Annotated in this window: 9 protein-coding genes and 1 tRNA gene; 6 read left to right on the top strand and 4 right to left on the bottom strand. The window is 72.5% G+C overall.

What is annotated here, in order from left to right; translation table 11 throughout:
* Positions 1-153: 153 nt before the first annotated feature.
* Positions 154-1,350 carry a glycosyltransferase family 4 protein gene (locus CXR04_RS15630; protein WP_101422864.1) on the bottom strand — a complete coding sequence of 399 codons (1,197 nt, stop codon included), beginning with the start codon at positions 1,348-1,350 and terminating at the stop codon, positions 154-156.
* Positions 1,347-2,684, bottom strand: a complete 1,338-nt coding sequence (locus CXR04_RS15625) for a sulfotransferase family protein (protein WP_234380253.1) — start codon at positions 2,682-2,684, stop codon at positions 1,347-1,349. Before CXR04_RS15625 ends, CXR04_RS15630 begins: the two co-directional genes overlap by 4 nt.
* 556 nt (positions 2,685-3,240) lie before the next feature.
* Here CXR04_RS15625 and CXR04_RS15620 point away from each other — a divergent pair.
* On the top strand, positions 3,241-5,280 hold the full coding sequence (locus tag CXR04_RS15620) for a glycoside hydrolase family 6 protein (RefSeq protein ID WP_101422860.1): 2,040 nt from the start codon (positions 3,241-3,243) through the stop codon (positions 5,278-5,280).
* 408 nt (positions 5,281-5,688) lie between these two features.
* Positions 5,689-7,119, top strand: a complete 1,431-nt coding sequence (locus CXR04_RS15615) for a M20/M25/M40 family metallo-hydrolase (protein WP_101422858.1) — start codon at positions 5,689-5,691, stop codon at positions 7,117-7,119.
* A gap of 42 nt (positions 7,120-7,161) precedes the next feature.
* Here CXR04_RS15615 and sigJ read toward each other — a convergent pair whose 3' ends face one another.
* Positions 7,162-8,100 (bottom strand): RNA polymerase sigma factor SigJ, encoded by a 939-nt coding sequence (gene sigJ, locus CXR04_RS15610; RefSeq protein WP_101422856.1) that lies wholly within the window; start codon positions 8,098-8,100, stop codon positions 7,162-7,164.
* Positions 8,101-8,309: 209 nt separating this feature from the next.
* Here sigJ and CXR04_RS15605 point away from each other — a divergent pair, with 209 nt between their 5' ends.
* Entirely contained in the window at positions 8,310-10,430 is a 2,121-nt protein-coding gene (locus CXR04_RS15605) for an MMPL family transporter (RefSeq protein WP_101422854.1), read from the top strand.
* Positions 10,431-10,574: 144 nt separating this feature from the next.
* Here the strand turns inward: CXR04_RS15605 and CXR04_RS15600 are convergent, their stop codons facing one another.
* Complete coding sequence (locus CXR04_RS15600; RefSeq protein ID WP_199850464.1) at positions 10,575-11,351, bottom strand: FadR/GntR family transcriptional regulator; 777 nt, start codon at positions 11,349-11,351, stop codon at positions 10,575-10,577.
* 172 nt (positions 11,352-11,523) lie between these two features.
* Here CXR04_RS15600 and CXR04_RS15595 point away from each other — a divergent pair, with 172 nt between their 5' ends.
* From CXR04_RS15595 to CXR04_RS15585, 3 genes are all read left to right on the top strand, one after another.
* Positions 11,524-12,024, top strand: coding sequence for a gluconokinase (locus tag CXR04_RS15595; protein ID WP_199850637.1), 501 nt, complete (start codon positions 11,524-11,526; stop codon positions 12,022-12,024).
* Positions 12,025-12,142: 118 nt separating this feature from the next.
* Positions 12,143-13,549 carry a GntP family permease gene (locus CXR04_RS15590; RefSeq protein WP_101422850.1) on the top strand — a complete coding sequence of 469 codons (1,407 nt, stop codon included), beginning with the start codon at positions 12,143-12,145 and terminating at the stop codon, positions 13,547-13,549.
* A 150-nt stretch (positions 13,550-13,699) separates the two neighbouring features.
* Positions 13,700-13,772, top strand: a tRNA-Glu gene (locus CXR04_RS15585).
* Positions 13,773-13,877 lie beyond the last annotated feature (105 nt).

Here is a 13,877-nt window from a genome sequence, read left to right as displayed (position 1 = left end):
CCGCGGGCGCTCCATGCCGGACCTGCCGTACGTGAAGGGTCGCTGACCGGCCCGTACGGGAGCAACGGCAGGACGGCAGGACAGCAGCACGGCAGCACGGCAGCACGGCCCTTGGTCCGGAGACGGATCAAGGGCCGTGCGCCGTACGGGCCCTCAGGCCGCCGTCCGTACCAGCTTCCGCCGCGGCGCCGCCCGCTCCGCCGCCAGCGACGCGAACAGCTCCTCCCACCGCGGATGCACCGCCTCCGGCGCGTACATCCGCGACTTGGCGAGCGCCGCCGTGCCCATGTCCGCGCGCATGCCCTCGTCGTCCATCATCTGCCCCATGGCCGCCGCGAGCGCGTCGACGTTCTTCGGCGGCACGAGCAGCCCCTCGCGGCCGTCGGTGAGGACGTCCGCCGGTCCCGTCGGGCAGTCGTAGCTGACCACCGGAAGGCCGTGCGTCATCGACTCGATCATCACCATCGGCAGGCCCTCGAAGCGCGAACTCAGCACGAACATCGACGCCTTCGCCAGCTCGTCGTCGAGCCGCGCCGTGAAGCCCATGAGGAAGGCGTGGTTGTACACGTGGTGCTGCTCGATGAGCCGGCGGAGCTGCGGTTCCTTGTCGCCGGTGCCGAAGATGCGCAACTGCCAGTCCGGGCGGGTGGCGACGGCCTGCGCGAACGCCGGGATGAGGAAGTCGAAGCCCTTCTGGTTCTTCAGCCGGCCGGCCGCGATCGCGATGCGGTTCGCGTACGTCGACTGCCGCTTCGCGCCCGTGTGGACGGCGTTGGGGATGCACACGACGCGGGTGCCGGGCAGCAGCCGCGCGTACTCCTCGCGGTCCCGCTCGGTGAGCACGGCGACCGCGTCGAAGCGCGAGTAGAGCCGGGTGATGGCGGCGCGCACGTCGGGGTGGTGGGTGGCCAGGTTCATGTGCTCCTGGCCGACCCGGACCACGTCGGTGCTGGCGTGCTGCGCGGCGAGGATGTTGAGCGACGGGCGGGTGGTGACGAGTGCCCCGCCGCGCAGCCGCGCCATCCAGCGGATCACCCGGGTCTCCACGTCCCGGGTGAAGTGCTCGCGCGAGACCTCGCCGTTCGGTACGAACCTGGAGGGCCGGCCGTGGTTGCTGAACCGGGCGGTCCACGCCCGCGGTTCGGGGACGGCGGGGGCGCCGTAGGAGTCGACGATCGCGGTCACCCGCACCCGCCGGTCCAGCGGGAACCACGGCGACTCGCGGCGGCGCAGGACGCTGATCACCTCGACGTCGTGGCCCGCGGCGGCCATGGAGCCGGCCTGGTTGAAGACCGTGCGGATGGTGCCGCCCTTGCCGTACGCGTTCAGGAGCAGATAGCGGATCTTCACGAGAGCGTCCGGGAGAGGTCGTCGCGGAGCTGGCACGCGATGGAGAGGTTGTCGCGGACGGTGTAGTAGGGCTTCACCTGGATCGTGTCGGCGTCGGACGACACGGACTGGGCGGGGAACACCATGATGTTCTTCTTCTGCTCGATGTCGTCCAGGATCCGGGTGGCCCGCAGCCGGACCTCCCGGGCGCCCGCGCCCGCGGTGAGGTGGAGGTCCCACTTCGCGGGCAGCGCGATCCCTGAGGGCGCGAGGTCGGCGACGGGCACGCTGACCTCGAACGTCTCGCCGTGCAGCGTCGCGGGGTAGTCGAGGCGGCGCTCGGGCGACCCGGTCAGCGTGACGGCCAGCCGCCAGCGCGGCGCGGGCTCCCCGGCCGCAGGGACGCCGTCGAGGCGGCCGACGATGCGGATGAGGCCGTCGCGCGGCCAGACCTCGGTGACCTCGGCGCAGGGGTCGTCGGCCGCCGCGTCCGCGGCCGCTCCCGCGGGGTCCCTGAGGTAGCCCCACGCGGTGCTGATCTCGCGCAGCGGCTCGGGCACCTCGGCGGGCTCGGGCAGCGCGCGGCCCTGCTGGACGCGGCCGCTGCGGATCTTCTCCTTCCAGTCGCCGAGCCCCTTCGGCAGCTCGCCCTCCTCGCGGGTGCCGTAGTCGAGCATCTCCGGCTCGTACGGGATGCCGAGGAAGCCGCAGATGCTGCGCAGCACGCTCTCGGGGTCGGTGGTGAGGTCCTCGTAGCGCACGAGGTGTCCCGGCAGCTCCTGGCGGGCGCGCTCGGTGGCGCGGGTGTAGTGCAGGGCCTGGAGCGCGGCCTGTTCTGGGGTGCGCTTGGAGGGGTCGGCCTCGTACCAGGACTGCGCGATGGAGGCCGGGTGGCGCAGCAGGAAGACGAAGCGGGCGTCGGGCCAGCAGGCGGCGATGCGCTGGTACGCGAAGGCGTTGTTCGGCGTCTTCTCGACCAGGACGTCCTTGCCGGAGCGGACCAGCTCGCGGTGGAGCACGCGGTCCCAGAGCAGGTGCTCCAGGTCGGTGCGCTGGAGGTCCAGCTCGTTCATCGCCTCGACGGCCAGCTCGGTGCCGGCGGTGACCTCCAGCCGGCGCACGTGCAGCTCGTGCGGCGCGTGCAGGCGGGAGTGGCCGCCGAGGAGCATGCGCAGCAGGGTGGCGCCGGAACGTACCGGGGTGATGATGAAGACGGGCTGCTTGATCAGCCGGTCGACCTGTGGGTTCCGGGGCGGGCGGTAGTCGGGCCGGCGGCCGGGGCGCACGGCGGGGGCGGCGGCCTTCGTCTTCTTCCGGTGCGGCCTGGGCGCGCGCCGGATCTGGAGGCCGGTCAACCGGCTCAGTGCTCTGTTCAGTTGCCGCAGCATTGTCCACCCGTCCGTGCGAGAGGTGTTTCCGGCCCGGAAAACGACGCGGCGGCCGAAGGGTTGCGCTTCGGCGGATTCTTCAGACTTCCGTACGGGGGAACGCGCCGGTGAGACGGGGGGCGCGGGAACGGGTTCGTGCGCGGGGGGTTGACAGCCCCGCGGGCTTGCCCGACGGTGGGAGCGCTCCCATAGCTTCAAGCCTTGCACGCAGTACGCACGTTGCACGTACGTCGCAGGCCATGCGCCGCGCATGTGCTCTGCACGTCGATCCGAGGGCACTCCCCCACGTGCCGCGCACGCACGCAAAGCCCCGGTGGCGGGAGAGCCTTCCCGCTGCGTCCCGCCACCGGTCCCGCTATCCGAGAGGAGCACGAGAGCCGCGATGACAGCGCGAAGAAGCAGCAGTGGCAGCAGCCCCGGACGAAGTGGCGGCGGACCACGCCCCAGCACCCGTGCCCGTACGCGACGCAGACCCTGGCGCCCCGCGGCGATCCTCGCCGCACTCGCCGTCGGTGCCGCATGGGTGCTCACCGGCACCGCGGCGCCCGCCGCAGGCGCGGCCGCCCGCGTGGACAACCCGTACGCCGGCGCCACCCCGTATGTGAACCCCCAGTGGTCCGCGAGGGCCACGGCCGACGGCGGCGCCGCCGTCGCCGACCAGCCCACCTTCGTCTGGATGGACCGCAGGGCCGCCATCGGCGGCGTCGGCGACGCCTGGGGTCTCGAACGGCACCTGGACGAGGCGCTGGACCAGGGCGCCGACCTGTTCCAGGTCGTCATCTACAACCTGCCGGGCCGCGACTGCGCCGCGCTCGCCTCCAACGGCGAGCTGAAGCCCGAGGAACTCGACGTCTACAAGTCCCAGTACATCGATCCGATCGCGGACATCCTGGCCGATCCCGAGTACGCGAGCCTGCGTATCGTCACGCTCATCGAGCCCGACTCGCTGCCCAACATGGTCACCAACGCCGGCGGCACCGACGGCTCCACGGACGCCTGCGTGCGGATGAAGCAGCTCGGCAACTACGAGAAGGGCGTCGGCTACGCGCTGAGCACGCTGGCCGACATCCCCAACGTCTACAACTACGTCGACGCCGCCCACCACGGCTGGCTCGGCTGGGACTCCAACCTGGCGCCCGCCGTGGACGAATTCAAGAAGGCCGCCACCTCCGAGGGCGCCACCGTCGGGGACGTGCACGGCTTCATCGTCAACACGGCCAACTACTCCGCCCTGCACGAGCCGTACTTCGAGGTGGGCGGCAACGTGGGCGGCACCCCGGTGCGGCAGGCGAAGTGGGTCGACTGGAACCAGTACGTCGACGAGCTGTCCTTCGCCCAGGCGCTGCGCGGCCTGCTCGTCTCCCGCGGCGGCTTCGACCCGGGCATCGGCATGCTGATCGACACCTCCCGCAACGGCTGGGGCGGCGCCGCCCGGCCCACCGGGCCGGGGCCGACCACCTCCGTGGACGAGTTCGTCAACGGCGGCCGCGTCGACCGGCGCATCCACGCCGGCAACTGGTGCAACCAGTCCGGCGCGGGCCTGGGCGAACGGCCCGCCGCCGCACCCGAGTCGGGGATCGACGCGTACGTCTGGGCCAAGCCCCCGGGCGAGTCGGACGGCTCCAGCCGGGCGATCGACAACGACGAGGGCAAGGGCTTCGACCGGATGTGCGACCCCACCTACGAGGGCAACCCGCGCAACGGCAACAGCCCGACCGGCGCCCTGGCCGACTCGCCGCTGTCGGGCCACTGGTTCTCCGCGCAGTTCCGCCAGCTCGTCGCGAACGCCTACCCGCCGGTCGACGGCGGCCCGGGCCCCGGCGACGACACCCAGGCGCCGACCGTGCCCACCGGGCTCCGGGTGACCGGGACGACGGGCGCCAGCGCCTCCCTGTCGTGGACGGCGTCGAGCGACAACGTCGGCGTCACCGCGTACGACGTCTTCCGCGACGGCACGCAGGTCGGCTCGACGGCCGGCACCTCGTTCACGGACAGTGGGCTGCGGGCGAGCACCTCGTACGCCTACGCCGTCCGCGCCCGCGACGCGGCGGGCAACGCCTCGGCGCGTACGCCCACGGTGACCGCCACCACCGGCAGCGACGGCGGCGGGGGCGGCGCGGTGAAGGCGCAGTACAAGAACACCGACACGGCCGCGGCCGACAACCAGATCCGGATGGGCCTCCAGCTCGTCAACACCGGCAGCACGCCGGTGAACCTGGCCACGGTCAAGGTCCGCTACTGGTTCAGCGGCGACTCCGGCGCGACGTCGTTCGCCACCTGGTGCGACTGGGCCGTCGTGGGCTGCGGGAGCGTCACGCACGGCGTGAGCGCGTCCGGATCCTCCGCACCCGGCGCGGACCGGTACCTGGAGGTGGGCTTCGGCTCCGGCACGCTGGCGCCGGGCGCGTCGACGGGTGAGATCCAGGTGCGGCTGGCGAAGAGCGACTGGTCGAACTTCGACGAGTCGGACGACTACAGCCGCGCGACGAACACCGGCTACGCGGACAACCCGCGGGTCGGCGTCTACACCTCCGGCACGCTCACCTGGGGCACCGCCCCCTGACCGGCCGGGCGGACCCTCCCCCGCCCGCCGCCCCGGACCACCCCGTCCGGGCCCGACGCCCCCACCCGGCCCACCACCGGCGTGGGGGCGTCTCGCACGGGATCGGCTCCCGCCTGCGGGCTGCGGGTGGTACGGGAACAGGAGCTCGGGCACCGTCCGGAGGCGGCGGCGCCGGCGTCCGCGTCGGGGGTGTGGCCGGCCGCGGGGTGCTGTCTCCCGCCAGGTGCCGCCCCGTCTCCGCCCCTCTCCGCTCCGGCCTCCGCCCGGCCCCGCACGCGCCTCCCCGGTCGCGACGCGGGGTCGTGGCGCGGTGGCGTGGCGCGGGGTTGTCAGGTGCCTTGGCGTCAACGAGCATGGCAGCGCCCGTAATTGACATGGCCACTGCCAGTTTTACGGAGGGGAGACCCCGTGTCGCCGCAACCGCGAGGTACGAACCGGAGGACCGTCCTGGCGGCCGGTGCCGCCGCCACCGCCGCCGCCGGGGTCACGGCCGGGCCGGCCGCCGCGAGCGGCCCCGCCGCGCCCGCGGACCAGGGCTCCGGCCGCCCGCCCGCCACCGTCCAGCGGCCAGGACGGGAGCTGCGGGCCCTGCTCGCCGAGGTGGACGCGGGACGGATCGAGGCCGACGTACGCCGCCTCGCCGCCTTCGGCACCCGGCACACCCTCTCCACCCAGGACGACCCCGACCGCGGCATCGGCGCCGCCCGCGACTGGATCCACCGCCGGATGCGTCAGCACGCCGCCGCCTCCGGCGGCCGGATGACCGTCGAGCTGCAGTCGTACGTCCAGCAGCCCGCCAACCGCATCCCCGTCCCCACCCGCATCACCAACGTCCTCGCCACCCTGCGCGGAGACACCGACCCCGACCGCGTCTACGTCGTCTCCGGCCACTACGACTCCCGCGCCAGCGACGTCATGGACGCCACCTCCGACGCCCCCGGCGCCGACGACGACGCCTCCGGCGTCGCCGTCGCCATGGAGCTGGCCCGGGTGCTGGCCACCCGCCGCACCGCCGCGACGATCGTGCTGGCCGCGGTGGCGGGGGAGGAGCAGGGGCTGTACGGGGCCGCGCACATGGCGGAGCAGTTCCGGATCAGGGGCACCCGGGTCCAGGGCATGTTCACCAACGACATCGTGGGCAGCTCCACCGCCGACGACGGCACCCGCGACCCGCGTACCGTACGGCTCTTCGCCGAGGGCGTCCCCACCGCCGAGACCCCCGCCGAGGCCAACACCCGCCGCTCCGTCGGCGGCGAGAACGACTCCCCGGCGCGGCAGCTCGCCCGGTTCGTACGCGACGTGGCGGACAACGACGCCACCGGGACGGGCGTCCGCGTGATCTACCGCCGCGACCGCTACCTCCGCGGCGGCGACCACATCCCGTTCCTCGAACGCCGCTTCCCCGCCGCCCGCTTCACCGAGCCCGCAGAGGACTACGCGCACCAGCACCAGGACGTCCGCGTGGAGGACGGCAAGCAGTACGGCGACCTGCCCGAGTTCTGCGACTTCGGCTACATCGCGCGCGTCGCGCGGGTCAACCTCGCCGCCGTCTGGACCCTCGCCCAGGCCCCGGGCACGCCGACGGGCGTGGGCATCGTCACCTCCGCGCTGACCAACGACACGGAGCTGATCTGGGACCGCGGTACGGAGCCGGACCTCGCCGGGTACGAGGTGGTGCGGCGGGAGACGACGGCGCCGGAGTGGACGCAGGTCGAGCCGGTCGGCGACGTGACCCGGCACACCGTGCGGGCGTCGAAGGACAATGTCTTCTTCGGCCTACGGGCCGTGAACCGCGCCGGGCAGCGCAGCCCGGTGGCCTTCCCGGTGCCGCGGAGCTGAGCGCAAGGTGCCACGGGGGCCGCCGCGGCGGGTGGCCCCCGGTCAGTCCAGGTCGGGGACCCTCGCCAGCTTGTCGGGGTTGCGCATGATGTCGATCGCCGTGATCCGCCCCGCGTCCACCGTGAACGACAGCACCGACAGGTGCCCGTCGTTGCCCCGCATCGCCAGCCCTGCCGTGCCGTTGACCTCGATCGGGCGGATGTGCAACGGGCCCACGTAGCCCGCGTACGCGACGATCATCTGTGCCACCCGGCCCGACTTGCGCTCGGTGCGCTGGAGCGTGACGGCCTTGCCGCCGCCGTCGCCCCGCAGCACCACGTCCGGGTCGAGCAGCGCGATGAGGCCCGGCAGGTCGCCGTCCTGGCACGCCGCGGTGAACGCCGCCACCAGCTCCCGCTGCTGCGTCTCCGTCGCCGGCGTCCGCGGCCTGCCGTCCTCCACCTGCCGCCGCGCCCGCGACGCCAACTGCCGCACGGCCGCCGGCGAGCGGCCGACGACCTCGGCGATCTCGGGGAACGGCACGCTGAAGACGTCGTGCAGCACGAACGCGGTGCGCTCGGCAGGCGACAGCCGCTCCAGCACCACCAGCAGCGCCATGCTCACCGACTCGTCCAGCGTCACCCGGTCGGCCGGGTCGTCGTCGGAGCGGCCCGCGACCAGCGGCTCGGGCAGCCACGTGCCCACGTACTGCTCGCGCCGCGCCCGCGCGCTGCTCAGCGCGTCCAGCGCCAGCCGGCTGACCGTCGTCGTCAGCCAGGCGCCCAGGTCGCGGACATAGCCGGGGTCGTCCAGCCGCCGCAGCCGCAGCCACGCCTCCTGCACGCAGTCCTCGGCCTCCACCAGGGAGCCGGTCATCGTGTACGCCACACGCAGCAGCCGCGGCCTGCTGGCCTCGAAAGACCGTGCGAGCATTTCCTCCGTGTCCCGCGGGGCGCCCTGTCTGGTGTCCGGTGCGGCGTCCTGCGCGTCCCGATTCGTCATTCCCCTGTCCCGTTCAGCCGAAGGGCCGGTCACATGGTGACACGGCCCGGTTCCGACGAGTGTCCATGTCACACCTCGAAGGGCTACGTCGTCAACAGGCTACGGAAGCCCGGGGCCACCCCGGGGACGCTTGACGACCCTCCGGGGAAGAGACCATGACGATTACCGATAATCGAGAAGAAACCGCGGAACCGCCCCTGCAAAAGGGGGTGTTCGTCCGGGTCGGGGGTTTCGCCTACCGACGCAAATGGCTCGCCGTGATCCTGTGGGTGGTGGTCCTGTTCGGCGTGTACGGCGTTGCCACCGCCGTGGGCGACACCTACAAGGACGACATGTCCCTCCCCGGCACCGAGGCGCAGGCCGCCTCCGACCTGCTGAAGGATCACGGCGCGGAGCGCGCCGGGGACACCGTCGACATCGTCCTGCACGACGAGGGCGGGCTCGCCCAGGTGCAGCAGCGCGTCGATCCGATGCTCGCGGAGGTCGCGAAGCTGCCCAACGTCGGGGGCGTCCAGAGCGTCTACGAGAACCCGAACGCCATCTCCGAGGACGGCACGATCGGCTACGCCACCGTGCAGCTTGAGGTGGCATCGGTGGACATGCCGGTGGAGGACACCGAGCGCATCCTCGACGCCGCGCAGGAGATCGAGGGCGAGGGACTCCAGGTCGAGCTGGGCGGTGAAGCCGTCCGGGCGCTGGCGGAGGGCGAGACCGGCGTCGGTGAGATGGTGGGCCTCGTCGCCGCGCTGGTCATCCTGGTGCTGATGTTCGGCACCTTCATCGCGGCCGGCCTGCCCATCGTGATCGCACTCTTCGCGGTCGGCTCGACGGTCGGCGTCATCATCCTGGCGTCGCACCTCTTCACCATCGCGTCCTGGACGCCACCGGTCATGTTCCTCGTCGGCCTCGGCGTCGGCATCGACTACGCGCTGCTGATCTTCGCGCGCTACCGGACCGAACTCGTGAAGGGCGTGGAGCCGGAACGGGCCACCATCACGGCCATGGACTCCGCGGGCCGGTCGGTGTTCTTCGCCGGCTGCACGGTCCTCCTGGCGCTGCTCGGCCTCACCGCTCTCGGGCTCGGCTCGATCCAGGGCATGGCGCTGTCCGTGGCGCTGACCGTGCTGATGACGATGATCGCCTCGCTGACGCTGCTGCCCGCGCTCCTCAGCATCTTCGGCAAGCGCTTCGCCCGCCAGTTCCTCGCGCGGGCCGAGAAGCGCAAGGCCAAGGGCAAGTCCCAGGACGGCGAGCGCTGGCGGAAGCTCGCGACGGCGGTGCAGAAGCGCCCGCTCGCCGCCCTGCTGACGGCGGCGGTGCTCCTCGGCGCCCTCGCCTTCCCGGCACTGAGCATCCGCCTCGGCTTCAACGACGCGGGCAACGACCCGAGCGACACCACCAGCCGCCAGGCATACGACCTGCTCTCCGACGGGTTCGGCCCCGGCTTCAACGGCCCGCTGCTGGTCGTGACCGACGGCGGCGACGGCGGCGCCACGGAGGCCGCCACGGCGGCGGCGCAGACGCTCCGCGAGACCGAGGGCGTCGCGGCCGCCGCAGACCCGATGCCCACGCCGGACGGCGAGGCCGCGACGGTCCTCGTCTTCCCCGTCACCTCGCCGCAGGACGAGGAGACCACGGAGCTGGTCGGCACCCTGCGCGACGACGTGCTGCCGGGGCTGACGGCGGACAACGGCGCGGAGTATCTCGTCGGCGGAGGCACGGCGGCGTCCGAGGACTACGCCGGCAAGCTCGCCGACCGGATGCCACTGTTCATGATCATCGTCGTGGGGCTCGCGATCGTCCTGCTGATGGCGGTCTTCCGGTCGATTCTCATCCCCCTGAAGGCCGCGTTCCTGAACCTCCTCAGCATCGGCGCCGCGCTGGGCGTGATGAAGCTGGTCTTCCAGGACGGGCGGTTCGGCTTCGAGGGCGGACCGATCGAGGCGTACGTGCCGGTGATGATCTTCGCGATCGTCTTCGGCCTCTCGATGGACTACGAGATCTTCCTGATCTCCCGGATGCACGAGGAATGGGTCAACTCCAAGGACGGCGACCCCTCGCGCGCCGTACGGGAGGGCCTGGCCCACACCGGCTCGGTGATCACGGCGGCGGGCTCGATCATGATCGTGATCTTCGCGGCCTTCATCCTCAGCCCGACACGGATGTTGCAACAGTCGGGCCTGGCCTTCGCGGTGGCGATCTTCGTCGACGCGGTCATCATCCGATGCATGATCGTGCCTGCGGCGATGGAGCTGATGGGCAAGCGCGCCTGGTGGCTGCCGGCGCCGCTCGCGAAGATCCTGCCGAAGGTGGAGCTGGAGAAGCACTGACGGCTGCCGGCTCGGAGGAGCCGGACAGCCGAGGGGCCCCGCCGGTCGTCGAAGGACGACGGGCGGGGCCCGTTGCCGTACGGGGACGGGCGTACGGGACGCAGGCGCGCGTCCCCGGTGAGCGTGACGGGCCCGTACGCGCGCTCACCCCCTGCGCGTACGCGGCTCCCACAGCGGCAGCATCGCGTGCCGCACCTCCGCCAGCAGCTCCCGCATCCCGGTCTCCGCGTCCCGCGGCCGGCCGCCCGCGACCGCGTCGGCGACGGCCTCGTGCAGGTCGAGGGCCGCGGGCTCGGGGTGGTGGGGCATGAGGCCGAGCTGGGTACGGCCCTGGAGGACGACGGCGACGACGTCGGCGAGCGCGCCGAACATCTCGTTGCCGCTGGCCTGGAGCAGCAGGGTGTGGAAGGCGATGTCCGCCTCCAGGAAGCGGTCGAGGTCGCCGGCCTCGCCGAGGGTGCGGAGGGTCGCGGCGATCTCGGTGGCCCGTTCGCGCTCCGCGGCGGAGGCACTGCGGGCGGCGGCACCGGCGGCGAGCGGCTCGACGGCGATGCGGAGTTCGGTCAGCGAGCGGAGCTGCGCGTTGCGGCCGGGCCCGGAGAGGCGCCACCAGATGACGCGGGGGTCGTAGACGTTCCACGAGGCGCGGGGCTGGACGGTGATGCCGACCCGGCGGCGGGAGCGGACCAGGCCCATCGACTCCAGGATCCGCATGGTCTCGCGGGCGACGGTGCGGGAGACGCCGAAGCGCTCGCGGATCTGCTCCAGCGTGAGCACGTGGCCCTCGGGGAGGGCGTCGCCGGTGATCTCCTCGCCGATGGTGTCGAGGACGGAGCTGTGCAGGACGGCGGCGTCGGCGGCGGGGGGCGGCGGGGACGTCTCGTTCTCCCGCTTCCCATGGCCAACGCCCCGTAGCTCCACCGCTGAAGAGTATCCCGGGCAGGGCCCTTCCCCGTTCTCGCACGTTGGTGCTACCTTTCCCGGCGATTGGTAACACCATTCCAGGGAGGTCTTGATGTCCCTGCCTTCCGCGCACGGGCCGACCGACCCGACCACTCCGGGCACCCCGGGCACCCACACCGGGCTCGTGGTCATGGGCGTCTCCGGCGCCGGCAAGAGCACCGTCGCCCGGCTCCTCGCCGACCGGCTCGGCTGGGCGCTCGCGGAGGCCGACGACTTCCACCCCCGTACGAACATCGAGAAGATGCGCGCCGGCACCCCCCTCACCGACGCCGACCGCGAGCCGTGGCTGCGGGCGATCGCCGCGTGGCTGGCGGGGTGGGCGGACGCCGGCGAGAACGCGATCGTCACCTGCTCCGCCCTCAAGCGCGCCTACCGCGACATCCTCCGCGAGGCCGGCCCCCGCGTCCGCTTCGTCCACCTGCACGGCGACCACGACACGCTTGCCCGCCGACTGGGCGGCAGGTCTGGCCACTTCATGCCGCCGGCGCTGCTGGATTCGCAGTTGGCGGACCTGGAGCCGCTGACGGCGGACGAGGACGGGGTGGCGGTGGAGATCGGGGGGACGCCGGAGGAGGTGGCGGAGGAGGCGCTACGCCGCCTGGCCCTGCCGCAGCCCCCACCGCACAGGTAACGCCCCCGTTCCTCCTGACCCACAGCCCGCTCGACTCGCTCAACCCACCCGACCCGCTCGACCGACCCGTCCCTCCTCACCCCCGTCCCCGTACCCGAGAAGCGATGGAGCTTTTCCGATGACGACGGTGCATCTGGCCCAAGAGGTCGAAGACTGGACCCAGACGATGTCCGCGGGCCCGCTGCTCGCGATAGCCGGCGCGGCCGTGGCCGTGCTCCTGTTCATGGTGATCTACCTGCGCGTGCACGCCTTCCTCGCGCTGGTCACCGTCAGCATCCTCACCGCCTTCGCCGCCGGCATCCCGGCCGCCCAGGTGGTCCCCGTGGCGACCGACGGCTTCGGCACGACGCTGGGCAGCGTCGCGCTGCTCGTCGGCCTCGGCGCGATGCTGGGCCGGCTGGTGGAGGTCAGCGGCGGCGCGCAGAGCCTCGCGGACGCCATGATCCGGAAGTTCGGCGAGGACCGCGCCCCGTTCGCACTCGGCGTCGCGTCGCTGATCTTCGGCTTCCCGATCTTCTTCGACGCCGGCCTCGTCGTGATGCTGCCCATCGTCTTCACCGTCGCCCGCCGCCTCGGCGGCGGCGTCCTGCGCTACGGGCTGCCCGCCGCCGGCGCGTTCTCCGTCATGCACGTCTTCGTGCCGCCGCACCCGGGCCCGGTCGCCGCCACCGAACTGCTTGGCGCGGACGTGGGTCTGGTCGTGGCGATCGGCGTGGTCATGGCCATCCCGATCTGGTACGTCACCAGCTACCTCTACGGCCTGTGGATCGGCGAGAAGATCGTCCTCCAGGTGCCGGACATCCTCACCGGCGGCCCGCAGGAGGAGAAGGACACCGACCCGCCGAGCGCGGCCACCGTCATCGGCCTGCTCATGCTCCCGCTGGTGCTGATCTTCGCCAACACCGGCCTGGACACCGCCCGCGCGGCGGGCTGGGTGGAGGACACGGAGTCCTGGTACAACGTCGCCCGCGCCCTCGGCTCGACGCCGGTGGCGCTGCTGCTGACGGTCTTCGTCGCGTCGTACGTCCTGGGCACGCGGCGCGGTAAGGGCCTGGAGATGATCGAGAAGCTCGTCGACTCCGCGCTCGGCCCGGTCTGCGCGATCATCCTCATCACCGGCGCCGGCGGCATGTTCGGCGGCGTCCTGCGCGCCAGCGGCATCGGCGACGCCCTCGCCGACGCGATGAGCGACCTGGGCCTGCCGGTCATCGTCGTCGCCTACGTCGTCGCCACCGCACTCCGCATCGCGCAGGGCTCCGCGACGGTCGCCCTGACGACGGCCGCGGGACTGATCCAGCCGGTCGTGCTGGACGCGGACTACAACGCGGTGCAGCTCGCGGCGATCGTGCTGGCCACGGCGGCGGGGTCGGTCACGGCCAGCCATGTGAACGACTCGGGGTTCTGGCTGGTGGGGAGGTTCTTCAACATGGACGTGAAGACGACGCTGAAGACCTGGACGGTGATGGAGACGACGATCGGCCTCTCGGCCTTCGGCCTCGCCTCCCTCCTCTTCGTCATCGCCTGACCCCTCCCGGGTTCCCCGGGCCCCTCAGTCCCACGGCCCGCCGGATGCGCGCGAGGGCCGGGCAGGAATCGTTTTGGCGATCTCCCCCGCCATCCCATATCCTGCTGGAGCCCCCGAGCGCGGCTCAGCCAGCGCCCCGGCGGGCCGTCGGCCCTCATCGTCTAGTGGCCCAGGACGCCGCCCTTTCAAGGCGGTAGCACGGGTTCGAATCCCGTTGGGGGCACCCACACACCAAGGCCCTGACCAGCAGGCATGCGGTCGGGGCCTGGTCGTGTCCAGATTTTGGGGGCCCCACGGGAACAGGACTGCGCAGTGGTGCGCAGTTCGT

The sequence above is a fragment of the Streptomyces sp. CMB-StM0423 genome, from assembly GCF_002847285.1.
Classification (GTDB): Bacteria; Actinomycetota; Actinomycetes; order Streptomycetales; family Streptomycetaceae; genus Streptomyces.
This window is presented reverse-complemented; position numbering and strand designations above follow the sequence as displayed.